The following is a 24,657-nucleotide window of genomic DNA, read 5'->3' as shown; positions in this document are numbered from 1 at the left end:
TGCACTTGGCCTCACCCTTGCAGTAAGTATAAGGGTTGGTGTACCTATAGGTGAGCCAGTACTCGCCCGGAGTGGTAGGATTGAAGGTGGTAGCCTGAACGCCGTTAATGTAGTAAGTACCCCCTGCAGGTTCGCCCCCTTTCAAAGTGTACACAGGATCTCCCACGCAGAACTTAGGACACTCGGGCAGTTTTACTTCTGGTTTAGGATACACCTTGATCTTGCAGTAGTCCTTACCCTCGCAGTAACCGTTGGAATACTTATAGGTTAGAGTGTACTCTCCAGGGGTGGTGGGGTTGAAGGTGGTAGCAGCTACGCCGTCTATGTAGTAGGTTCCTCCCGCAGGGTAGCCTCCGGAAAGGGTATAAACAGGGTCACCCACGCAGAATTTAGGACACTCCTTCAGCTTCACGTAGGGCTTCTCGTAAACCTTTATATAGCACTTAGCTTCGCCTTTGCAGTAGGTATAAGGGTTGGTATACCTGTAAGTAAGGGTATAGGTCCCGGGTTGAGAAGGAGTAAAGGTTGTGGCAGCCACACCGTTGATGTAGTAGGTTCCTCCCGCAGGGTAACCCCCGGTTAAAGTATAAGTCTGGTCTCCCACGCAGAACTTAGGACACTCAGGCAATTTTACTTCCGGTTTCGGATATACCTTTATGATGCATTTAGCCTCTGCTTTGCATCCATAGGAATTTGTGTATTGGTAAACCAGTTGGTACTCGCCGGCAGTGGTTGGGTTGAAAGTGGTTGAAGCCACGCCGTTAATGTAATAAGTACCGCCAGCTGGCGAGCCGCCGGTAAGGGTGTAGATGGGGTCACCTACGCAGAACTTAGGACAATACTTCAACGTGACTACAGGAATTTTGGGCGGACACAAAATATAATTGCTTGTCTGCCGTCCGTCTACAAAGCTTTCGTTTATTCTTGTAACTGCATCATGCAATTGCGAGATAGAATAGGCTGTAGAACACCCAGCCAAGGCTTTGTTCGCTTCTGCAAGCACAAAAGCAACTGTTTTGCCTTGAAACACGCCAGTGGTGATGATCATGTTCTGCAAAGGAACATCAGAAGCTCCAAAATTTGGGAACTTGTTATCAAATCCTACGGAGATAGTGAGCGCTACAACCTGTCCAGCGAAGTTGTTGCTGTAAGTCCCGCCTGGATTAAGGTAACTTTTATCTAAAGCTCGGGGAGTACTGCCGGAGGGCAGGAAGTTAGTAACCGCTTGAGCCGTGGAGAGGGTGAGGACCCTGCCGGTGTTACAGTTATCAGAATTAGAGATGTCGCCCACCCTTACCCCATAAGGGAAAGCGTAGCGAAAATTCTGATGTAGATAAGCTCCATTATTACCTCCATTTGGTGGAGCTCCCCAACCCCCCTGGGTTTGGGTTCTGTTAATACATGGTATTGGTGGGCAGGGCTTGGGAGGGTAGTAACCTCCCGAAGTTGTTGTTGCGGTTTGGGAAACCCCAGGATTGCTGATAAACAAACAGGCCGCCAACAGCACCACCAGGTACCGCCAGAGGCCATTTACTTGGTTCAACAAGACGGTCCCCGCCCTGTCTTGACAATCGTAATAATTCACCATGGTTTTGGTTTGGTTAAAATTAAGAAGATTGAATATGGAATAGAGAAGGTATGCTGGTTCTGAACCTGAAATGGACTAAACCAGGAAAGAGGTGGCCGCAAGGAGCCCTGGCTCTTTTGTGAAAGGGCATAGGGCTGCAGGGTAGAAAATAAATAAGGGGGAATCTTTCTACTTAGCTAGGAAGTAGTATTTTATTTCTTCTACTGTTTTAAATAATGTACCTATTGTGGTACATGTTTCTAGTAAATTTTAAAAAATACTAGTGGGTATTTAATTATTTATTTAGGTTCCTGTTTTTATAATGCACCGCTAACCAATCTACTTAATAGATAAAAATGTAGAGCCAATATTTAGTTAATCTCAAATTAACCATCAAGTGCAAGCAGTTTTTGGTTTAAAAGCGGTTAAATATTTTATTTATAAAATTTTTAAATGTATTAAATACTAAAATTGTAATACCAATGTCGCCTCTGGAAAGAATAGCTAAATATAGTAAAGTAAATATTGAATGTCAATGATATTTTATAAAAAAATTAATAAATATGTTTATTAATATATTATACAAATGAATGCCTAATTGGTTATAAAACTTAATAAAAAACAATTGTTGTTTAAGGTTATTAACAAGTGTTTTTGATTAGTTTAATTATTTTAAAACGTTATTATAAATTTATAAAATAATTCTTTAGGGTAAATTAATAATGCAGCCATAACTTGCCTTAACTAATAAACACCATTGGCCAAGTAAAATTAGTATTGTGTAGTTAAAAGAAGTTATAATGATTTGGGTATAGCTTTAAAACTTGTAAGCTAGGCGCTACCTTAAGGAATAAAACAATATTTATGAGAAATAATAGTTTGTTTAACCTTTTGTGTTAAATATTTGTAAAACTTAGTTATAATTAAAGTAGGTAACTTCTATGAAAACTTTAACTGGTTAATGGTAGATTGTTACCTAGGTGGTGCTTTAAATTTTAAACCATTGGACTAATTAGTAACTGCAATACAAAGCACTGTTCTACTAGGTATAATAAAAATAAAAAAAACCGGAGCGTTTGCCCCGGCTTTTTCGATCTTAATCATGGGAATTATAACCACACTACTTTCTGCGCATGATTCTAATTGCTTTAGTTTCATTGCCAATTTTCAAGCGAGCAATGTAAAGGCCAGCTGGTAAGTCAGTATCCAATATGAAACCATAGGATTTTCCTGCTTCTGCAATACCAGTGCCTAATTCTTGCACTACTCTTCCATTCAAATCATGCACAAACAATGTGTATTCACCACCGCTTTGTACTGTAAAGTTAATGGATGCAGACTCGGTGTATGGGTTAGGGTAAGCACTGATGTCAATTGCAGTATTTAACCCTTTGTGAATACCTTCCTCGGCAATGGAAGATTCGATGTTCGTAGAGGTAGCGTTATTAGGACCATTGAGTGGGCAACCGAGGTTGTTTGCTCTGTCTAATTCGTTTTTCAAAGCCTCAACGCTTCCGTAGTATTTGCCACCCAAAGTAGCAGTTCCATATCTAAATGCGCTAATTACTGCTGTTTTAATTTGGTATTCAGTATAAGGATAATTTACCCCGTAATTACAAGCGTTTAACAAGGCGGCTGTGGCTTGGCGGGCGAGGGCTGCATACCCTCCACCTCCAGTATTCAGAGCTCCATCAAGGGTGAGTGATGAACTTAAACCACCGGTGTTGCCATAGGTATTAAATACTCCGAAGAAGGAACTGCTTGGATCGTATTTATCGCACCAAGACGAATGATGGTTTTTCCAATATCCTGGAGAGCATCCAGCGTAAGGTTTGCAAGGAACAAAGTAAGGTGTTACAGATCCATAGGCTTTGCAACCACGGCTATCTGTTACTACAACCCTATAGGTTCCGGGTTGGGTTACTTCAATAACCCCATCTGCATCAGCAAAGGTGGATCCATCAGGCCGAGTGAACACATATGTGTAGCCAGTCCCTGACCCGCCGCTAGCAGTAGCAGTGATTCTAACAGTTGGCACATTGTAATGGCAGTAAGAAGGGCCTGCGGTTACATGTACGTATGGTTTAGATGGAACTGGGTAGATGTATACCTTAGTAGGATAAGAAGGGCAGCCATGATAGCCCTTACGTACGCGAATGTAGTGATAACCTGGTTGCAGATAACCGAAATAAGGTGAGGCCTGGAAAGGACCGTTATCGATGCTGTAGTAATAACCTGAACCAGCGGGAGGGTTGGTGACAGTAACGGAGCCATAAGGTTTATCGCAAGTAGGGTGAGTAGTTACAACACAGGTAGGAGCGGCAGGGATGTACGGCCGAGGGTTGATATACACCTTGGTTGGGTAAGAAATACAACCATCATAGCCTTTCCGGACACGAATGTAATGGTATCCAGGTTCCAGTTTGCCGAAATAGGCCGAGGCTTGAAAGGGACCGCCGTCGATGCTGTAATAGTAGCCTGACCCAGCTGGAGGGTTAATGACGGTAACTGAGCCATATGGGTTCTCGCAGGTTGGATGGGTAGGAGCAGCACAAATTGGGGGAGAACAAGGAACGTAGTATCCTAAAGTAGTAGTTTGAGAAACCCCAGGATTGCTGATAAACAAACAAGCGGCCAATAGGATCATGAGGTGCCTCCAGAGACCATGTGCTTGCTTCAACAAGGCGTTCCTCGCCCTGTCTGGACAATTGTAATAATTTACCATGGTTTTAGTTTTGTTAATATGTTATAGATTATTTGATAGGGAGTAGATTTTCGCTGGTTCTATTTCCATGAAAGAGAGCACCAGGTTTGGAGTGGTCACAAAGATTCAGCTAAGTGAATTGGAGCACTTTGTTTCGGTTAAGTGAATTGAACCACTTAAAATGAAGGGATAAGAAATGCTTAGTTTAACTCCTTTTCAGTAAGGCTTCTTGCCAGAAGATGCTATAAGATTAGAAGTTCAGATAGAAAACGGATTTCAACCCTCAGCTAAACAATTGTCTTGGATACGAGGCGGGGCATACCCAACAAAAAGGTGGAGCCTAAAATTTTTAAGAAGTTGAACGCTCTACCACGGTAAAGTAAGGTAGAGAAACGGACAGTGCTTATATTCTAATGAAGCCTACAACTTCTACTTTGCCTCCAAGGGGGGAACTGGAGGAGAGTCAGATACTTATGCCTTATTGGAAAGCATATTTTAAGATAGTATTTATTATGTTAAGCCGCAATAGTTGTTAAATATTTTTTATCTCTATATTCTAATTGTTAAAAGACACAATAAAGATTCAATTAAATTGGAGTTTTTATTCTTGATTTTTTGAGGCTCAGCTACTGCATAAAAATTTAGAGGTAGATTAATCCTTGATAAAGACCTTTAATAAGTCCTTTACTATAGTATTTTAATAAGCTCCATAAACTCAGTTAAATTAACTATTTAAGGTAGGTTTATAGTAATTTAAAGATTGAACACCTTTTTACTTACTTCTTTAAACATTTTTATGGATTAAAATTCTTTAGATAAGGAAAGTGGAAAGAGGCCTGTTTTTAATAATCTGAAAGGTATACCCCGCTTTTGTTTTACTTAATGGAACGGTAAAAAGATGAATAGATGCCATTCTAATCATGGTTAAGGGTATTAATGAGAATAGCCAACTCCAAAAAGAAATGACTCTTAACAGAATTGCCCCGGAGTTTAAAGCTCGTTTTGGGAAATCAATGCCCAAACTAGAAGGTGTTGGGCGAATTCAAAGAATTAAAATGTTTAGGTCCCTGCTTTAGAAGAGTGGGCCGTCATCTTGAAAGCTGCCCTGGCTAAAAAGAGGCTCCACTTTGTTACTTCCTACAATCTAGGACCTAGATAGATTTGCCTTAGCCCATGATGTTTATGAAGAAAGATCCTTGTGCTGGCTAAGCCATTGGTGATTTTTGAGTGCTTTTTAAAACCAGGCTAAAAACAAGGGAAGTAAGTTGAACCTAGATTCTCTTAAGTTTTTATTGACGAAGGTTTCTTGAGCTCATATCCCTCTTGACCCCTTTTCTGAAACCTTTAAACTGTTGAAACCATTTCTTGGAACAGCAGCAACAAAAGCGTTTCCTGGCTAACCAAGGATATAGTAAAGGTAGGGTGTTCTTGTAGCGTTTGAGAAAGGTGTCCTCCAGCACTATTTTTATACCTTCTCCAAAACGTTCTTATTTCATCAAAAGGACAGGTAGTGGAGGGGCCAACCGACGAGGGTGGAATTTATAACTCCTTAGAAAATAAGTGGTCAACAAGAAGTGGTTCTTTTCTTTGTTGAAGTGAAGCTCATTTCCCTTAATAATAGCTGCTCGTTTTAACTAGGAGTGAGACACTTCCTAGGCCTAATTTTCTGATCCCATTTTCAATAAGGTTTTACTTAGTTCTTTGATATAACCAACGGCTGTTTTTTCTTAAACTAAGAATTGAAAGCTTCCTTTTGAAGGCAGGGCTAAACGAAAAAAGCCTTCAACCAGGTAGTTTGAAGGCTTTTTAGCAAAAAATGATTTTTGACTTGTAGCGGGGAGCAGAATCGAACTGCCGACCTTAGGGTTATGAATCCTACGCTCTAACCATCTGAGCTACCCCGCCGAATTGTGGTGCAAATGTAGGCGAAAGATTTATAACCACACAAGTTTTTTTGTATAAAATATTTTCCTTTAATTGAGAACATATCCGCCCCCGATCCATACTTAACCCTATTACCCTTTAGCTTTATTGTCCTATGAGTAAAATAAAGTTTGTGAGAGAGTATCCTCTCAATGCCTCGCCAAAGATGCTGTACCCTTACCTGAGTACCGCTTCCGGACTTGCCCAATGGTTATGTGACGCCGCCAAGCAGATCGGAGACCGGAAGTATAACCTGGTTTGGGATAACCAGGAACATATCGCGGAGATGACCAGCCACAGGACAAACAAATCGGTTAGGTTCACCTTTCCGGGAACCAACAAGGGAACCTCGCACGACTATAGCTACATAGACTTCTCCATTGAATCTGGGGAGCTTACCCAGGAACAATTCCTGCGCATTGTAGACTATACAGATGTAGGCGACGTTGAACAATTAACCGAGCTCTGGGACAACCAGGTGTTGACTTTGCGAGAGTTGATAGGAGGATAGCCCGCCTTTCCGCCGCTTTTTGTAAATTGGGCCACTTTTCCTTAAAAGCCGGCCAACATCAACCTGCGGTCTGTGCTGAGGGAAGCGGTGACACTCCATGAAAAAATTAGATAAACTTATTCTTAAGTCCTTCATTGGGCCCTTTGTTCTCACCTTTGCCGTAGTAGAGTTCATTTTGCTGCTGCAGGTCATCCTCAAGTACCTGGATGACCTGATTGGAAAGGACCTAGGGGTGGCCGTAATTTCGGAGCTGCTGTTCTATTTCAGCCTGAACCTGGCGCCCATGGCTTTTCCGCTGGCAATCCTGCTTTCATCCCTGATGACCTTCGGAAACCTGGGAGAGCACCATGAACTAACCGCCATCAAAACCTCTGGAATTTCGCTGGTGCGGGCCCTGCGTCCGGTTTTCCTGTTTGCCGTGCTGCTCACCATTGCGGCTTTCTTTTTCCATAACACCATTGTACCCAAAGCTAACCTTAAGGCTTACAGCCTTATGTGGGACATCCGGCAAAAGAAACCGTCCCTTGACCTGAAAGAGGGCTCATTCTACAACGGCTTGCCTAACCGCAGCATCAGGGTAGGGAAGAAGTTCGAAGACGGGCAGACCCTGAAAGACATCATGATCTATGACCATTCAAACGGACAGGGAAATGCCGTGGTCATGTTAGCAGATTCGGGCAAAATGTACACTCAGTTCAATGACCAGTACCTGGTATTGGAGATGTTTGACGGGAAAACCTTTGCTGAAGAAAGGCCCAGTTCTTCTAACGGGTTTGGCCAGACCACCGGCTACCTTCGGCAGGCTTTTTCCAAAAACAAGATTGTTGTGAACCTGGCCTCTTTTCAGATGACCCGCAGCAATGCCCAGTGGTTTGCGGATAACAAGATGATGAAGAACATCAATCAGCTGACCCAGGTCACAGACTCGCTGCAGAAACAGATCACCAAGGAAACCACCTTGCTGGAGCCCAATGTTCGGCCTTTCTTTTCGCACTTCTCCAGCCTGAAAACCCGTGATACCCTCAACATCAAAGTAAAAGCAAAGGCTACCAAGCCCGAAATACTGTTGCAGGATGTGCAGGCCGCGTCAAACGCTGCCCGCAATGTGAAAAGCTTTACCAGTTCCTACGCCTCCAGGTTAACCACCATCCAACGCGAGCGCAACAACTACGAGATTGAGATCTACCGCAAATTCACCCAGGCGTTTGCCTGTTTCATCATGTTCCTGATTGGTGCTCCATTGGGGGCAATTATCAGAAAGGGAGGGTTGGGCATGCCGGTGATTATTTCCATCGCCTTTTTCATTGTGTACTATGTGCTGAGTATCCTGGGCGAGAAATGGGGCCGCGAGGGAGTGGCACCGGTGGTGATGGGCATGTGGGCCGCTAATCTGATCTTGCTACCTGTAGGCCTTTTCTTCCTTTTCCAGGCCCGCAATGACTCAAGCCTGCTGGAATTTGACTTCTGGCGAAAACTTACCGCCAGGTTTAAACGAGCCAAGGTTCATTAAATCAAATTCATTCGCTTTATTCCGTTGAAATATTTGAATATAAGCGTTTGTTTGCTAACTTTGCGCCTTATAATCTGAACTGCGATAAAAAGAAAAGTACAGTTACACGCAATGAAATTAACTACCGAAGCGAAAAAAGAAATCTTCCAAACCAGCGGTTTTTCAAAGTCAGCCACCGATACCGGTTCTGCTGAATCACAAATCGCCTTGTTTACTGCCCGGATTAACCACCTGACAGAACACCTGAAATCAAACAAAAAAGACTTCTCCACTCGTTTGGGTCTTTTGAAGTTAGTTGGTAAGAGAAGAAGATTACTGAATTACCTGACCAAGACCGACATTACGCGTTACCGCGCGATCATCGCTGAACTAGGCATTCGTAAATAATCCACATAGAAAGATTAGGGAATTCATAAACGGGATTCCCTAATCTTTTTTATTGCCTCTGCTTTCCCTTCTTGCTCTTAGCGCCCTTGGCTCTCTGCCTGTGGGTGCCTTTTACTTTGATTGCATCTTATTTCAAGAACGATGTCATATAACGCAATAAATAAAACTATCCGCATGGCCAATGGCCGTGATATTACTATTGAGACCGGCAAGCTTGCAAAACAGGCAGACGGTTCTGTGGTGGTAAGATGCGGAAATGCCATGCTGTTGGCTACCGTGGTGTCAAACATTGGCGCCCGCGAAGGAGTAGACTTCCTGCCTCTTTCCGTTGATTACCAAGAAAAATTCGCCTCTTCCGGTAAAATCCCGGGTGGTTTCCTGAAAAGAGAAGCCCGCCTTTCTGACTACGAAATCCTGATCAGCCGTTTGGTAGACCGTATTCTGCGGCCTATGTTCCCAGACGATTATCATTCCGAAACCCAGGTAATCATCAACCTGATCTCTGCCGATGCAGAAGTATTGCCCGATGCCCTTGCTGCTTTGGCGGCCTCTGCCGCTATCTCGGTTTCTGATATCCCCTTCAACGGACCAATCTCTGAGGTGCGTGTTGCCCGCATTGATGGTCAGTTCCAGATCAACCCCTTGCTTTCTGACCTGAAGCGCGCTGACATTGACCTGATTGTTGGTGGTTCTGCTGACAGCGTAGCCATGGTAGAAGGAGAGATGAGCGAAGTGTCTGAAGAAGACATGCTGGAAGCCATCAGAGTTGCCCATGATGCCATCAAGGTACAGGTGCAGGCTCAGATTGAACTTGCCCAAGAAGTAGGTAACACTACTAAGCGCGAGTACAGCCACGAAACCAACGACCTGGAGCTGAAAGAGCTTATCTTCAAAGCGGTTTATGACAAGGCCTATCAAGTTGCAGCCTCCGGGAACAACGTGAAAGCTCAGCGTAAAGAAGCGTTCAAAGCCATCAAAGAAGAATTTGTGGCTGGGTTGCCAGAAGATCATACTTATGATGCTACGTTGATTGGAAAATACTTCCATGACGCCGAGAAAGAAGCCGTACGTGACGCAGTTCTGAAAGAGCGTCGTCGTCTGGATGGCCGTGCTTTGGATGAGATTCGCCCAATTTGGTCAGAAATCAACTACCTGCCATCGGCGCACGGTTCTGCCGTGTTCACGCGCGGTGAGACCCAGTCTTTGACCACCGTGACCTTGGGTACTAAATTAGACGAGCAGATGATTGACGGAGCCATGTTCTCTGGCTACAACAAATTCATGCTGCACTATAACTTCCCTCCATTCTCCACCGGTGAAGCCAAGCCTATGCGCGGTACTGGCCGTAGAGAGGTTGGACACGGGAACCTGGCCATGCGTTCTTTGAAGAAAGTATTGCCCCCAGAAGATGAGAACCCATACACCATCCGGATAGTTTCTGATATCCTGGAGTCTAACGGTTCTTCTTCTATGGCAACTGTTTGCGCCGGTACGTTGGCCTTGATGGATGCTGGTATCCAAATCTCTGCTCCAGTTTCCGGTATTGCCATGGGTCTGATCATGGACGAGGAGTCTGGGAACTTCGCCGTTCTGTCTGACATCCTGGGTGACGAAGATCACTTAGGGGACATGGACTTCAAAGTGACTGGTACTGCCAAAGGTATCACTGCTTGCCAGATGGATATTAAAGTGAAAGGTCTTTCCTTTGAGATTCTGGGCCAAGCCTTAGCACAAGCCAGAAACGGTCGTTTGCATATTTTGGGTGAGATGAACAAAACCATCGCGCAGCCAAACGCAGATTTCAAACCGCATACGCCACGTTCTACCAATATTATTATTGAGAAAGAATTCATCGGAGCCATCATCGGACCAGGTGGTAAAGTAATCCAGCAGATTCAGCGTGATTCAGGTGCAGTTATCCAGATTGAGGAAAAAAACGACAAAGGCTACGTGAATGTGTTCGCCACGAACCAGGAAGCAATGCAAATGGCGGTTTCTAAAATCAAGGCAATTGTGGCTGTTCCGGAAGTGGGTGATACTTATTTCGGTAAAGTGAAATCTATCCAGCCATACGGCGCGTTCGTGGAGTTCATGCCGGGAAAAGACGGTCTGTTGCACATCTCTGAGGTGAAATGGGAGCGTTTGGAAAGCATGGAAGGCGTGTTGGAATTAGGTGAAGAGATCCAGGTGAAACTGGTGGACATCGATCCGAAGACCGGCAAGTTCAAGCTTTCTCGCAAGGCCTTGTTGCCCCGCCCGGAGCGTACTGAGGCGGCTCCTAAAAAAGACTAAGCTTTCAACATCTCTAACCCGGCCAAACACGTTCAATCCCCGAACGAGTGGGGCCGGGTTTTAGGGTTGTTTTCAGGAAAACAGGCCTGAAACACGGAGAGTTAGCAGGTGTTTTCGCGTTAAGAGAACTTTTGGAGCCTAGGGAGGTGTTATCCCAGCAGCTAACCAATACAGAGATTTACACAGTATAGAAATACACTCCAATGAGACAGCTGAAAATAAGCAAGCAGATTACCAACCGCGAAAGCCAATCCCTTGACAAGTATTTACAGGAGATTGGTAAAGTGGACTTGCTCACCCCAGATGAGGAGGTAACGCTTGCCCAGCGCATCAGAGAAGGCGACCAGTTCGCCCTCGAGAAATTAACCAAAGCCAACCTTCGCTTCGTAGTGTCGGTGGCCAAGCAATACCAGAACCAGGGGCTTTCCCTGGGTGACTTGATCAACGAAGGTAACTTAGGCTTGATCAAAGCAGCTAAGCGTTTTGACGAAACCCGTGGTTTCAAATTCATCTCCTACGCCGTTTGGTGGATCCGTCAGTCTATTCTGCAGGCTTTGGCCGAACAGTCCAGAATTGTGCGCCTTCCGTTGAACCGCGTTGGTTCCCTGAACAAAATCTCCAAGTCTTTCTCAGAACTGGAGCAGAAGTTTGAGCGTGAGCCATCTCCAGAAGAAATTGCCGAGGTATTGGAACTGACTACTGCCGAGGTGGTAGACACTCTGAAGATCTCCGGCCGCCACGTATCCGTGGATGCTCCTTTCGTACAAGGCGAAGAAAACCGTTTATTGGACGTTTTGGAAAACGAAGACGAAGAGTCTCCGGATACCGGCCTGATGAACGATTCTTTGCGCAAAGAAGTACAACGTGCCCTTTCTACTTTGACCAAGCGTGAAGCCGATGTGATCACCCTTTACTTCGGGTTGAACGGGGAGCATTCCCTGACCCTGGAAGAAATCGGTGAGAAATTCAACCTGACCCGTGAGCGTGTTCGCCAGATCAAAGAGAAAGCCATCCGTCGTTTACGCCATACTTCCCGCAGCAAGGCTTTAAAACCTTACTTGGGATAATTGACAAAACATTGAGTTAAAGCCTTGGTTTCTTTAGAAGCCAGGGCTTTTTTGTTTTCACAGGGTATAAAAAGCCATACCTGTTTTAAGGGCAGTTTCCTGAAAAGAATCCAAAAGCAAGAACTGGGTTAAACCCTTTAAGAAAATTGGTGTCTAACGTCTTTTTGAAGAAGAAGGAGAATCCTTTCTTCCTCTATTTTGTTCTATTCAGAGTGAGCTTAATCTTGCCTGATGCTTTGCAAAGGCAAGATGTTCAAGAGATTACCTTTGATAAATTTCATTTGAGGGCATTGGAAAATGGCTTTGCTGCCGGTGTCTTTAAAATTATTCGTAATATTGCACTCCCAAATTATTACCTGATATGGATAACCAAAAGGAGCGCGTAAAATGTTTGATCATAGGTTCCGGCCCTGCCGGGTACACCGCCGCAATTTACGCCTCACGTGCCGGTTTGAAACCGGTCATGTACCAAGGCTTACAGCCTGGTGGTCAGTTGACCATTACCAACGACGTTGAGAATTACCCCGGCTACCCAGCCGGAATAAATGGCCCCCAGATGATGGAAGATTTCCGTCAGCAAGCGGCCCGTTTTGGCGCAGACATTCGGTACGGCATTGCAACTTCGGTTGATTTCTCCGGCAAGCCGCATAAAGTGACTATTGATGAGCAGAAAGAAATTGAAGCAGATACGGTCATCATTGCCACCGGTGCATCAGCTAAATGGCTGGGCCTTGAGTCAGAGGCAAGATTGAACGGAAGCGGTGTTTCTGCCTGCGCCGTTTGCGACGGGTTTTTCTACCGTGGTCAGGAAGTGGCCATTGTGGGAGCCGGTGACACCGCTTGCGAGGAAGCCCATTACCTTTCTAACCTTTGCTCTAAAGTGTACATGATTGTGCGCCGCGAAGAGATGCGCGCCTCTATCATTATGCAGAACCGGGTGAAGCATACGCCTAACATTGAGATCCTCTGGAACAGCGTGACCGATGAGATTCTGGGTGAGCACGGCGTGGAAGGAGTGCGGCTGAAGAACACCGTAACGGGGGAGACCCGGGAGATTGCCGTAAAAGGTTTCTTTGTGGCCATCGGGCATGAACCAAACTCAAAGATCTTCCAGCCTTACCTGCAGCATGACGAAAGTGGTTACCTGAAAACCATTCCGGGTACCTCTAAAACGAATGTGGATGGAGTATTTGCCTGCGGAGATGTACAAGACAACGTTTACCGGCAGGCGGTAACGGCAGCAGGTACGGGTTGCATGGCCGCCCTGGACGCTGAGCGGTACTTAGCCTCCCTTGAGGACTATTAAATAAAGGAAGAACAAGCCGCTATCAGTTGCTCAGGCAATAAAATAGGGGCTTGTTCAGTTTTAAAGCCGGGCCAGGAAAACGCTGGTTCTGGTGATTAATGATAGTAAATGTTAATTAGGAAGCTACTTTTCTTTCTGCTGTTCGCCGCCTTCACATTTTCGGGGCACATGGCCGAGGCGCAGAGGAAAAGAACCAATAAAGACTTTTTCAGAAAGAGGTCTCCCAAGATAAAGGCTGTGAAGCCTGAGACAACCGTGGAGGTAAAGCAGGAGACCCTGCAAGACAAGGATAAACCCAACCGGGCTGAGTTTAACCCGGTAAAGAAACTCTCCATTGTCAGCGAAGACACCAGTTCTCTGAACCTGGGTGAGCAGAGCATTGTGGAGATGTCTGAACAGATCCAAATGGATGACAGTGCCTGGGTGAAAATAGCGGCTTACTACGCCATCTGGGATACCCATAACCTGAACCCTTACCGCAAAGACGGTCGTAAAATTCAGGACACTATTGCCCTGCAGCTTTACGACAAAAAGCACGGCTACAAAATGCCTTTGGTGAAAACCCCAGTTACTTCTGATTTCGGGTTCCGGGGCTATCGTTGGCACTACGGCACTGACCTGGATCTGGATACCGGCGACTCAGTGAAGACTGCTTTTGACGGGGTAATCCGAATCTCTAAATGGGACGGAGGCGGTTACGGCAATTACCTGGTGGTACGCCACGTAAACGGGTTAGAGACGGTTTACGGCCATTTAAGCAAACCTATTGCTAAGGTAGGGCAATACGTGAAAGCGGGTCAGTTGATTGGTTGGGGCGGAAGCACCGGCCGTAGTTCCGGGCCCCACCTGCATTATGAGGTACGCTACGAAGGGAACCCCATTGACCCTGAGGAAATGTATAATTTCCCCGAGTACCTCTTAAAAGGAGAGAATTTCAAGATCACCTCGGCTCTCTTTAATTACTATAACAAAGCCAAGAAAAAGTCTTCCTCTTCAGGGGCTAGCCGGGCCAGGAGAGTGGTGTACCATAAAGTAAGAAGTGGCGAGGTATTGGGTTCCATTGCCCGAAAGTACGGGGTACCGGTATCTCAGATTACCCGCCTGAACCATATCTCCACTAGAACCACCCTTCGGTTGGGGCGTAACCTCCGCATAAAATAGGCAGCAGCATGAAACTAGACTTATTGGCATTTGCCTCACACCCAGATGACGCGGAGTTGGGCTGCGTAGGCACGTTGCTGGCCCATAAAGCCCAAGGGAAAAAAGTAGGGGTGGTAGACCTTACCCGCGGGGAACTTGGAACCCGCGGCACCCCTGAAACCAGGGCCCAGGAAGCCGCTGACTCAGCCAGGATCTTAGATCTGGATGCCCGTGAAAACCTGGGGTTGGCTGATGGCTTCTTTCGGAACGATGAGGAACACCAGCGAATCGTGATTCAGGCGATCAGGAAGTACCAACCGGAGATCGTGCTGATGAATGCCATCCATGACCGACATCCAGACCATGGGCGCGGCAGCCAGTTGGTTTCTGAGGCTTGTTTCTACTCGGGTTTGCGCCGGATTGTGACCTTAGACCAACAAGGCAATGAGCAGGAAGCCTGGCGCCCCAAGGCGGTGTACCACTACATCCAGGACCGGTTCATCTCCCCGGATCTGGTCGTAGACATCACCCCGTATTGGGAAAAGAAAGTAGAGGCAATCAGAGCCTTTAAAACCCAGTTCTTCACCCAGGAAACCGCTGACAGCAACGAACCTGCTACCTATATTTCCTCACCTGAGTTCCTTCGGTTCATCGAAGCCCGGGCACTGGAGTTGGGCCATGCCATTGGTACCACTTACGGAGAGGGATTTACCCGTGAACGTTTTATAGGGGTGAGCAACCTCTTTGATTTGATATAAGGGATTGTAAGAGTTGGCTTTAAGGCTCTTTTTCCAAAAACAGCTTAAAAACAGAATAGATCATTAGAAATAAAAAAGCGAAAGCCCGGCTAATCAGTCGGGCTTTCGCTTTTATCAAAATCGTTTTTGAGCCATTTTTCCAGAAATGGCCTATAAACAAATTAGCCTATTTTAAACGGTTCTTCCGCCAGTCAGACACTGTAGATGTTGGGGCTACTGAAGTAGAGGCAATAGTTTTCTTAGTTTGTCCAGCAAACAAAGCGGCTAGTACCGCGGCAATGGCTTCCTCGTCCTGGGTGGGAGCTGGTTTCAAAACCGATGGGTCCTGGAAGTAACGCTCAATGAACTTGGTGTCAAAGTTGCCTGAACGGAAGGCCTCATGTTCCATTACAAACCGGCCAAAAGACAGAGTGGTTTCAATACCGGTGATCTGGTATTCGTCAATGGCTCTGATCATTTTCTCAATGGCTTCCTGGCGGTCTTTGCCAAAAGTCACCAGCTTCGCGATCATCGGGTCATAATAGATCGGGATTTCCATACCTTCCTCAAAACCGTCGTCCACGCGTACGCCTAAACCTTGAGGGCGTTTGTAGGTGGTCAGGGTCCCGATGTCTGGCAGGAAGTTGTTGGTGGGATCTTCGGCGTAAACCCGTAGTTCCATGGCATGGCCGCTGATGGTCAAGTCATCCTGGGAGAAGGAGAGAGGTGCACCTTGGGCAATCTTGATCTGCTCTTTCACCAGGTCCAAGCCGGTGATTTGCTCCGTAACCGGATGTTCTACCTGCAAACGGGTGTTCATCTCCAGGAAGAAGAAGTTCATGTTCTCGTCGAGCAGGAATTCTACGGTACCCGCGCCCACGTAGTCACAGGCTTTGGCCACGTTTACGGCGCATTTCCCCATTTCGGAGCGTAATTCAGGGGTAAGAACCGCTGAGGGCGCTTCTTCAATCACTTTCTGGTGCCGGCGTTGAATGGAACATTCCCGCTCAAACAGGTGCACAATGTTCCCGTGCGTATCGCCTAAAACCTGTATCTCAATGTGACGAGGTGACCCGATGTATTTCTCTATGAAAACCGCTCCGTTCCCGAAGGCCGAGGTGGCTTCGCTTACCGCCAACTGCATCTGCTCTTCAAAGTCCTCTACGCGCTCTACCACGCGCATGCCTTTTCCGCCGCCGCCGGCACTGGCTTTGATCAGGATGGGGAACCCGATGTTGGTGGCTATGACTTTGGCTTCTTCCAGGTCGGTGATGGCGTACTCGGTGCCGGGCACCATGGGAATGTCGTACTTAGCTACCGCAGCCTTGGCGGCCAGCTTGCTGCCCATCAGTTCAATGGCTTCAGGCGATGGTCCGATAAAGGTGATGCCGGCTTCCTGGGCCTGTTGAGCAAAACCGGCGTTTTCTGAAAGGAATCCGTACCCGGGGTGAATGGCATCAACCCCCAACTGCTTACAAACGTCCAGGATCACATCGCCCCGCAGGTAAGAAGCGCTAGAGGCAGGAGGTCCCACGCAAACCGCCTCATCGGCGTAGCGCACGTGGAGGGCCTGACGATCGGCTTCAGAATAAATAGCTACTGTTTTAATGCCCATCTCGCGGGCAGAACGCATTACTCGTAAGGCTATCTCACCGCGGTTAGCGACCAGGAGCTTTTCAATTTTTTTCATGTAGGCAGGTACAGTTCGGTTCGTTCTTCAAAGAAAGCCCATTCCGGCCAAAGTTAAAAGGTGATTTTACCTCAGCATTCTGGCACTGACTTTGTAATTGATGACAATCGATGTAAATTTGCCTACCTTTTAGGTTTATAAATTATTGATTTCAGAAGGTACTTTCACTGCCTTCACATCATTAACCGCCTTAACAATATCTAAAGTGGATCTATTTGAAAAGTTATTGGCCAACCGCGGACCGCTTGGCAGCCATTCTCACTACGCGCACGGATACTTCACGTTCCCTAAATTGGAGGGCGAGATTGCCCCGCGCATGACCTTTAGGGGAAAACAAGTCCTCACCTGGAGCTTGAACAACTACCTGGGCTTGGCCAACCACCCGGAAGTGCGTAAAGCCGATGCTGAAGGTGCCGCTGAGTATGGAATGGCTCTCCCGATGGGTGCCCGCATCATGTCTGGTAATTCAAATAACCATGAGCGTTTAGAGCGTGAATTAGCTGATTTCGTGCAAAAAGAAGACGCATTCCTGCTGAACTTCGGGTATCAGGGAGTAGTGTCTATCATTGATGCACTGGTAGACCGCCATGATGTGATTGTATATGACGCCGAGTCACACGCGTGTATTATTGACGGCGTACGTCTGCACCAGGGCAAACGCTTCGTGTACCAGCACAATGACCTTGAGAGTCTGGAGAAACAATTACAGCGCGCCACCCGCTTGGCAAACGAAACCGGCGGAGCCATTCTGGTGATCACCGAAGGCGTATTTGGCATGAGCGGTAACTTGGGTAAGTTGCAGGAGATTGTAGCCCTAAAAGAGAAATACAGCTTCCGCCTTTTCATTGATGATGCACATGGCTTTGGAACCATGGGAAAAACAGGTGCCGGTACCGGCGAACACCTGGGTGTTCAGGACGGGATTGATATTTACTTCTCTACGTTTGCCAAATCTATGGCCAGCATTGGTGCGTTTGTGGCCAGCAATGAGCAAGTGATTGAGTATTTGCGCTACAACATGCGTTCCCAAACCTTCGCTAAATCCTTGCCTATGGCCTTAGTAGTAGGAGCCCTGAAGCGTTTGGAGTTATTGCGCACCCAACCCGAGTTGAAAGACAACCTCTGGAAAGTGGTAAACGCCCTGCAATCTGGTTTGCGTGAGAAAGGCTTCAACATTGGAACTACCAACTCTCCGGTTACGCCTGTGTTGTTGAACGGCCAAATACCTGACGCTACGGCTCTTACGTTGGATCTGCGCGAGAATTATAATATTTTCTGCTCTATTGTGGTGTATCCGGTGGTGCCTAAAGATGTGATTATGCTACGTTTGATTCCTACTGCAGCGCACACGCTGGAGGATGTGGCAGAGACCATCTCCGCCTTTGAAGCCATCTCGGCCAAACTCGATAAAGGTCTTTATACTAAATCATCGGTAACGGCCTAAAATCGTACTTCGTTAATAAAATAATACAAACCGCTAATTTTTTTGCACCTTATTATAAAATTCCTATATTAGAGCCATTAAACGACATGTTAAACCATTTAAACAAGCTCTAATGAACAATTTTTCCAAACTTAAGGATCTGGTTCTTTCTCTAGAAGGTGATTTCGAGAAATTCTATGACAAGAAGAACTCCGCTGCTGGTACTCGTGTAAGAAAAGGCATGCAAGATCTGAAAAACATGGCCCAGGATATCCGTAAGGAAGTTCAGGACATGAAAAACAGCGAAGGCGCTGCCAAATAGTAAGTTGCTTTGAGATAAGATATTTTTAAAAAGGTGGGCCCAAAAGCTCACCTTTTTTATTGATTCTTTTCCAAAGATGAGAGCCTTCCGTTTAGGGGCCCGTTTGCTGAAAACGACCCCTAAACGGAAGGCTCTTTTTTTGTACTTTACGGTTAAAGCAGACCTGATCTGGACTTAGATGGCTTTCACCAGGTAGTAATTCTTCTTCCCCTTCTGTACCACCAGGTACTTGCCCTGCAGGAAATCCTGGGAAAGCGCCTCGTCTGGTTTGGCAACTTTCTGACGGTTAATGCTTACGCCCCCGTTCTGGATCATTTTCTTTGCCTCGCCTTTTGATTCAAAAATCTGGTTCTGGGTCAAGTCAGAAAGAAAATCCACCGAAAGAGTTCCGTTGCCCAGGCTTTCTTTAGAAACTTCAATCTGGGGCACGCCTTCAAAAACAGCCAGCAAAGTAGCCTCCGGTAAACCGCGCAAAGTCTCCAGGTCACCCTTCCCGAAAAGGATCTGGGAGGCTTCCGCCGCGCTTTCGTAATCTTCGGTGGAATGCACGGTAGTAGTCACTTCCTTTGCCAGGGCTTTCTGCAGAACACGTAGGTGCGGCGCTTGTTGGTGTTCGGCCACTAAGGCTTCAATCTCTTCCTGGGTGAGCAGGGTAAAGCGTTTTACCAGTTTCTCAGCCTCTTCATCAGCTACGTTTAGCCAAAACTGGTAGAACTTGTAAGGTGAAGTCATGTTAGGATCCAACCACACGTTACCGCTCTCAGACTTCCCGAATTTACTGCCATCGGCTTTGGTCACCAGGGGAGTGGTGAGGGCGAAGGCTTTGCCGCCTTCCATCCGGCGGATGAGTTCTGTGCCGGAGGTGATGTTTCCCCACTGATCAGAACCGCCCATCTGTAGTTTCACATTTTTGTGTTTGTACAGATGGTAATAATCGTAGCCTTGGAGCAGCTGGTACGAGAACTCGGTGAAGGAGAGGCCTTCGGCACCGTTTTCGCCTTCCTGGGCGGTAATCCGCTTCTGCACCGATTCCTTTTTCATCATGTAGTTCACCGTGAGGTGCTTGCCTACGTTGCGCAGGAAATCCAGGAACGAGAACTCCTTGAACCAGTCATAGTTGTTTACGATCTCGGCGGCGTTTTCTACGCCTTCAAACTTCAGGAACTTCTCTAACTGCTTTCTAATACCATCCTGGTTCGCGCGCAGCACCTCCTCAGACAACAAATTACGTTCCGCGGATTTTCCGGAAGGGTCCCCGATCATGCCCGTGGCACCGCCCACCAACGCGATTGGTTTATGGCCGGCCCGCTGTAGGTGTACCAACAGCATAATGGTGGCCAAGTTACCAATGTGGAGGGAAGAGGCCGTAGGGTCAAAGCCTATATAGCCCGTGGTCATGCCTGCGTTCAGTTGTTCTTCGGTGCCGGGCATGGTGTCCTGCAACATGCCGCGCCAACGCAGTTCTTCTATTAAATTCATGTGGCTTCAAATTAACTTGGGCCAAATATACCCAAATTAGTTTTTAGTTGTCGGTTATCAGTTGTTAGCGGAAAGCATTCCAGATTTCAGAAAAAGGAAACAGTCCTTGAGGATGGTCTGCGCATTCTTTTAAGGCTTTTTTCCAAAACCGAGCCGAAAACAGAGGCTTTGGAGGGGTTTAGGAGAAATCTAAACACAGACAACTAACAAGGCATAACTGCCAACTAAAAACTAATTTTAGGTAAATTGCAGGCTCGTTCCGTTACAACCTCCCACCAAAACCCTGGTCTATGGCGCTTACCGCAGATGACATCCTGAAGCAACTCAAGAATCGTGAATTCGCGCCCGTGTACTTCCTGCAGGGCGAGGAGCCTTATTACATTGACCTGATCTCTGATTACATTGAGCAACACGCCCTGAATGACATGGAGAAGGGCTTCAATCAGGTGGTGATGTACGGCAAGGACACCGATGTCTCCACCGTGCTGCTGCAGGCTAAGCGTTTCCCGATGATGTCTGACCGGCAGGTGGTGATTGTGAAGGAGGCGCAGAACCTGGCCAATCTGGAGGCCGATCCGGAGAAAGATCCCGCTGCCAAACAGCTGGACGCATATTTGAACAACCCTCTGCCGTCTACCATCCTGGTGTTCTGTCACAAGCACAAAACCGTAGATGGCCGTAAGCGGTTGGGGAAACTGCTGAGTAAGCAGGCGGTCTTCCTTACCACCAAGAAGCTCTATGACAACCAGGTGCCCGGCTGGATCAATCAGTTCATCAAGACCAAAAACTTGATGGCCACGCCCCAGGCGGTGATGATGCTGGGCGAGTACATCGGCTCTGACCTTTCCCGTTTAGCGAACGAAATCGAGAAACTGGCCATAAACCTGAAGCCCGGCCAAACCATTGACGAGAAGCTGGTGCAGGAGAACATCGGCATCAGTAAAGAATATAACATTTTTGAACTGCAGAATGCGCTGGTAAGGCAAGATGTGCTCAAAGCCAACCGCATCCTGAATTATTTTGAATCGAACCCGAAGGATAATCCGCTGATTCCTAACCTGGTGTTACTGTTTTCCTTTTACTCCAAGCTGATGACGCTGCACCTGTTGCCCCAGATCACAGAGCAAACCGTAGCTAAAGAGCTGGGCAACCGCGGATTTCTGGCTAAAGAGTACCTGCAGGCCCTTCGGGTGTACCCGTACCGCCGCGTGCTGCAGATCATCGGGTTTATCCATCAGGCAGATTTACAGAGCAAAGGCATTGAGGGAGGCGCCATGTCAGATGCAGCCATCCTGAAAGAATTGGTGTTCAAGATGCTGCATCCGGTGCCGGTGCTAACCTAAATTCCGTTTCGGGGCTGTTTTGGAAAAGAAGGCTCTAAAACAGGAATTTTTGTAGCCGAGCTTCATGCTAAAACTACTATATTATCGTTCGGACGTAGGAGCGGGCAATTAAAATAAACTGTCGCTTCCACGCATTTTTTCTAATTTTGAAGGACAGGCCAGTCGGAGCGAAGCAGAATTTTACTGCCGAGCCAGACCCGGCGGCCTTAAGTCTAATTCACTATGAAACTACCGCACAAGTTAGCCTTGGCAACCGCCTTGCTGGGAGGATCTCAGGTGGCGCACGCACAGCAGCCGCTGACCTTCCGTTCTGAGGAGCGCTTCTTCCAGGAAGGGTTGGAGTTATATGACCGTGAGAAGTTTGGGGCTGCCCAGCAAGCCTTTGCTGAGTACATCCGACTAATCGGTGATCCGCAGAAGACCGCAGATGCCCAGTATTATTACGCGGTGAGCGGCCTACACCTCTTTCACCCAGATGCTGAGCAATTGGTGTTGCAGTTTGCTTCACGGTACCCGGCGCACCCCAAGGCAGCTACGGCTTACTTTGAATTAGGCTCTTCCTTCTTTGACAGCAAAAAATACGACAAGGCCATTGAGTACCTGGAGAAAGCCCCGGCCGATCGTCTGAATGACGCGCAGTTGAAAGAATCAGACTTCAAACTGGGGTATTCCTATTTCTCCAAGAAGAACTTCGCCAAGGCAAAGGAGCTTTTCGACCGAAACAAAAAAGGAAACCACAAATACACGTACGCCTCCAGCTACTACGCCGGTTACCTGGCTTACCGCGAGGGAGACTACATTGGGGCTAAACTGGACCTTCAGGTAGCCGAGAAAGACGAAAATTACCGTCCGGTAGTGCCGTACATGCTCACAGAGGTGCTCTATAAAGAGAAGAACTTTCAGGAGGTGATCAGCTACGGCGAGAAATCATTGCAGTTGAGCCCGCCGGTGCAGAACCCCAAAGAGATTGAGGTTCTGGTAGGTGATGCCTACTTTCAGCGAAACGACTTCAAAAACGCCGCGAAATACTTCAAGAGCTACGCCGAGGGGAAAAAGACCCTGGACAAAACGGTGCAGTACAAAATGGGGATCACTGATTTCAAGAACAATGATTTCAAGAGCGCCATCCAGAACCTGAAAGCGGTTGCGTTCCAATCAGATTCCCTAGGGCAGAATGCGTCGTACCATTTAGGCTTGAGCTACCTCAAGGACAACAACAAGCAATTTGCCTTGGGTGCCTTTGACCAAGCCCGCAAGCTTAACATTGACAAGAATGTGAAGGAAGGGGCTACCGTGAAATACGCGCAGCTAAACTATGAACTGGGGAACAACTCGGAGGTAATCAACTCCCTGGCCTCGTTCAACAAAGACTTCCCCGATTCAAGGTTCGGCGGCGAGGTAGACGATATCCTCAGCGAGGCTTACCTGAACTCCACCAACTATCTGGAGGCTATCCAGCACATTGAGAAACTGCCTAAGCGCAGCCACCGGATCAACGAAACTTACCAGCGGGTAACCTATTACCAAGCGGTGAAACTCTACAACGACCAGTTGTTCCAACAAGCCGTTGCCATGCTGGACAAATCCCTGGGTTTTCCTTACAACAAAGAGATTGAAGCAGGCAGTAATTTCCTGAAAGGCGAGGCGTATTCCATTGGGCAGCGTTGGCCGCAGGCGATCAATAGCTACGGTGCAGTTTTCCAGACGGTGAACTCTGGCAGAACCGAGTTCTACGTGAAGTCGCGGTATGGCATTGGATATGCTTATTATAATGAGAAGCAGTACGACAAAGCCTTAGTGCACTTCAAAGCGTACCTGAACGACAACACCATCAAAGCAGGCAACCCAAACTATGCTGATGCCATGATCCGTCTGGCAGACTGTTACTATGTGACTAAGGATTACAACTCGGCTTTGAGTTACTACGACCAGGCCTTGTCCAACAAAACACCGGATGCAGATTACGTGAACTTCCAAAAGTCGGTGGTTTATAACCTGACCGGCAGAAGAGACCAGGCCATCCAGAGTTTGAACACCTTGCTGAAGTCATACCCTAAATCCCGTTACGCCGATGATGCTGTGTACCAGAAAGGGATCATCGATTTCGAAAACTCCAACTACGCTCCGGCCATTGCGTCATTTACCCAATTGGTAGATAGTTACTCTTCCAGTACCCTGGTGCCAAATGCCTTGCAGAAACGCGGGGTCGCTTACCTGAATTTAAGGAGACAAGATGAAGCGGTAGCTGATTTCAAAAGGGTAATTGACCAGTACCCAACCCATGAAGTTGCTAACAGTGCCCTGTACAGTTTACAGGAAGCATTGGGAGCCGCTAACCAAACGGAACAGCTAGATACGTACCTGACGAAATTTAAAACCGCCAATCCTGAAAGCGGTGCTTTAGAAAGTGTAGAGTTTGAAGCAGCTAAGTCTCTTTACTTTAACGAGAAGTACAAGCAAGCTATTCCTAAATTTGAGGCCTTTTTGAAAAACTACCCCGCAAGCGCCTCGGGGGCAAATGCCCGTTATTTCCTGGGAGATTCTTACTTCCGGAGCGATGACAAAGCAAATGCCTTACACAGCCTGAAAGAGGTAGCCATTGAAGGGAAATCGGAGTACCTGACCAAAGCCGTGCAACGGGTAGCCGATATGGAGTTTGAGAACGGCAATTTCACCGAGGCGGCCAATTTCTACTCTCGTTTGCGCGATTTGGCCACAAACAAGAAGGAGCAGGCCAATGCCTTGATGGGTCTGATGAAGAGCTTTTACTTCACCAGCGACTATAACAACACCATCTTAATTGCCGATGACCTGATTGCGCGGGGCAACGCTACCCTGAACGCCTATAACTCCGCCTTGCTTTTCAGAGCGAAGGCTAGCTACGCCTTGGGGCGTTTAGACCAGGCTGAAAAAGAATTCGCGGCAGCAGCGACCTCAGCAACCGACATCAACGGGGCCGAAGCGCATTACATGCTTTCTGAGATTTACTTCAAACAAAAGAAAAACAAGGAAGCCCTGGAACATGCCCTAAATTTCCCGAAGACTTTTGGTGATTATGAACTTTGGTTAGGCAAAACCTTCCTGCTCATCTCAGACATCTATGTGGCGCAGAACGAAGCCTTCCAGGCGAAAGCCACTTTGAATTCAATTATTGAGAACTCCCCGCTGGAAGAAATCAAAACCGAAGCAAAAGCCAAGCTGGCAGAATTAGAAAACAGTGTTACACCTTCTACCAGCACTCCTAAAGAATAAGACT

General features: G+C 47.0%; 16 protein-coding genes and 1 tRNA gene. 12 read left to right on the top strand and 5 right to left on the bottom strand.

Translation table 11 applies throughout. The annotated features are described in order from the left end of the window. The 3 genes from EFB08_RS05690 to EFB08_RS05675 form a co-directional block, all read right to left on the bottom strand. On the bottom strand, nt 1–1,588 hold a 1,588-nt coding region (locus EFB08_RS05690; RefSeq protein WP_133306557.1), incomplete at its 3' end, for a hypothetical protein. A gap of 1,099 nt (nt 1,589–2,687) precedes the next feature. Beyond that, nucleotides 2,688–4,292, bottom strand: coding sequence for a T9SS type A sorting domain-containing protein (locus EFB08_RS05680; protein ID WP_123125946.1), 1,605 nt, complete (start codon nt 4,290–4,292; stop codon nt 2,688–2,690). A 1,810-nt stretch (nt 4,293–6,102) separates the two neighbouring features. After that, nucleotides 6,103–6,176, bottom strand: a tRNA-Met gene (locus EFB08_RS05675). 133 nt (nt 6,177–6,309) lie between these two features. Between EFB08_RS05675 and EFB08_RS05670 the strand changes: the two genes are divergently transcribed. From EFB08_RS05670 to bshB1, 8 genes are all read left to right on the top strand, one after another. Then, entirely contained in the window at nt 6,310–6,705 is a 396-nt protein-coding gene (locus tag EFB08_RS05670; protein ID WP_123125945.1) for an START-like domain-containing protein, read from the top strand. 97 nt (nt 6,706–6,802) lie between these two features. Continuing rightward, nucleotides 6,803–8,215, top strand: coding sequence for an LptF/LptG family permease (locus EFB08_RS05665; RefSeq protein WP_123125944.1), 1,413 nt, complete (start codon nt 6,803–6,805; stop codon nt 8,213–8,215). A 111-nt stretch (nt 8,216–8,326) separates the two neighbouring features. Further along, nucleotides 8,327–8,602, top strand: coding sequence for a 30S ribosomal protein S15 (gene rpsO, locus EFB08_RS05660; RefSeq protein WP_062545232.1), 276 nt, complete (start codon nt 8,327–8,329; stop codon nt 8,600–8,602). Between the two features lie 141 nt (nt 8,603–8,743). After that, complete coding sequence (gene pnp / locus EFB08_RS05655) at nt 8,744–10,894, top strand: polyribonucleotide nucleotidyltransferase (RefSeq protein WP_123125943.1); 2,151 nt, start codon at nt 8,744–8,746, stop codon at nt 10,892–10,894. A 203-nt stretch (nt 10,895–11,097) separates the two neighbouring features. Next, nucleotides 11,098–11,961, top strand: a complete 864-nt coding sequence (locus EFB08_RS05650) for a sigma-70 family RNA polymerase sigma factor (protein ID WP_048920485.1) — start codon at nt 11,098–11,100, stop codon at nt 11,959–11,961. Between the two features lie 361 nt (nt 11,962–12,322). Then, nucleotides 12,323–13,267, top strand: a complete 945-nt coding sequence (trxB, locus tag EFB08_RS05640; RefSeq protein ID WP_123125941.1) for a thioredoxin-disulfide reductase — start codon at nt 12,323–12,325, stop codon at nt 13,265–13,267. 237 nt (nt 13,268–13,504) lie between these two features. Next, nucleotides 13,505–14,428, top strand: coding sequence for a M23 family metallopeptidase (locus EFB08_RS05635; RefSeq protein WP_227006231.1), 924 nt, complete (start codon nt 13,505–13,507; stop codon nt 14,426–14,428). 8 nt (nt 14,429–14,436) lie between these two features. Beyond that, nucleotides 14,437–15,165 (top strand): bacillithiol biosynthesis deacetylase BshB1, encoded by a 729-nt coding sequence (gene bshB1, locus EFB08_RS05630; RefSeq protein ID WP_123125940.1) that lies wholly within the window; start codon nt 14,437–14,439, stop codon nt 15,163–15,165. Between the two features lie 166 nt (nt 15,166–15,331). On the opposite strand, the gene accC is transcribed toward bshB1, so the two are convergent. Next, complete coding sequence (gene accC / locus EFB08_RS05625; protein ID WP_123125939.1) at nt 15,332–16,834, bottom strand: acetyl-CoA carboxylase biotin carboxylase subunit; 1,503 nt, start codon at nt 16,832–16,834, stop codon at nt 15,332–15,334. Nucleotides 16,835–17,039: 205 nt separating this feature from the next. Between accC and EFB08_RS05620 the strand changes: the two genes are divergently transcribed. Together EFB08_RS05620 and EFB08_RS05615 are read left to right on the top strand one after the other, a co-directional pair. After that, nucleotides 17,040–18,278: an aminotransferase class I/II-fold pyridoxal phosphate-dependent enzyme gene (locus EFB08_RS05620; RefSeq protein WP_123125938.1), complete on the top strand. Its 1,239-nt coding sequence runs from the start codon at nt 17,040–17,042 to the stop codon at nt 18,276–18,278. Nucleotides 18,279–18,390: 112 nt separating this feature from the next. Next, a complete protein-coding gene (locus EFB08_RS05615) occupies nt 18,391–18,579 on the top strand; it encodes a histone H1 (RefSeq protein ID WP_062545226.1) in 189 nt (62 codons plus the stop codon). A 174-nt stretch (nt 18,580–18,753) separates the two neighbouring features. On the opposite strand, the gene tyrS is transcribed toward EFB08_RS05615, so the two are convergent. Further along, the gene (gene tyrS / locus EFB08_RS05610) at nt 18,754–20,058 is read right to left on the bottom strand and encodes a tyrosine--tRNA ligase (RefSeq protein WP_123125937.1); all 1,305 of its coding nucleotides are present in this window, start codon (nt 20,056–20,058) and stop codon (nt 18,754–18,756) included. A gap of 290 nt (nt 20,059–20,348) precedes the next feature. Between tyrS and holA the strand changes: the two genes are divergently transcribed. Then, nucleotides 20,349–21,401, top strand: a complete 1,053-nt coding sequence (gene holA / locus EFB08_RS05605; RefSeq protein WP_123125936.1) for a DNA polymerase III subunit delta — start codon at nt 20,349–20,351, stop codon at nt 21,399–21,401. Between the two features lie 222 nt (nt 21,402–21,623). Continuing rightward, a complete protein-coding gene (locus EFB08_RS05600; protein WP_123125935.1) occupies nt 21,624–24,653 on the top strand; it encodes a tetratricopeptide repeat protein in 3,030 nt (1,009 codons plus the stop codon). Nucleotides 24,654–24,657: the final 4 nt, after the last annotated feature.

This window comes from Rufibacter latericius (assembly GCF_003721515.1).
Lineage (GTDB): Bacteria > Bacteroidota > Bacteroidia > Cytophagales > Hymenobacteraceae > Nibribacter > Nibribacter latericius.
This window is presented reverse-complemented; position numbering and strand designations above follow the sequence as displayed.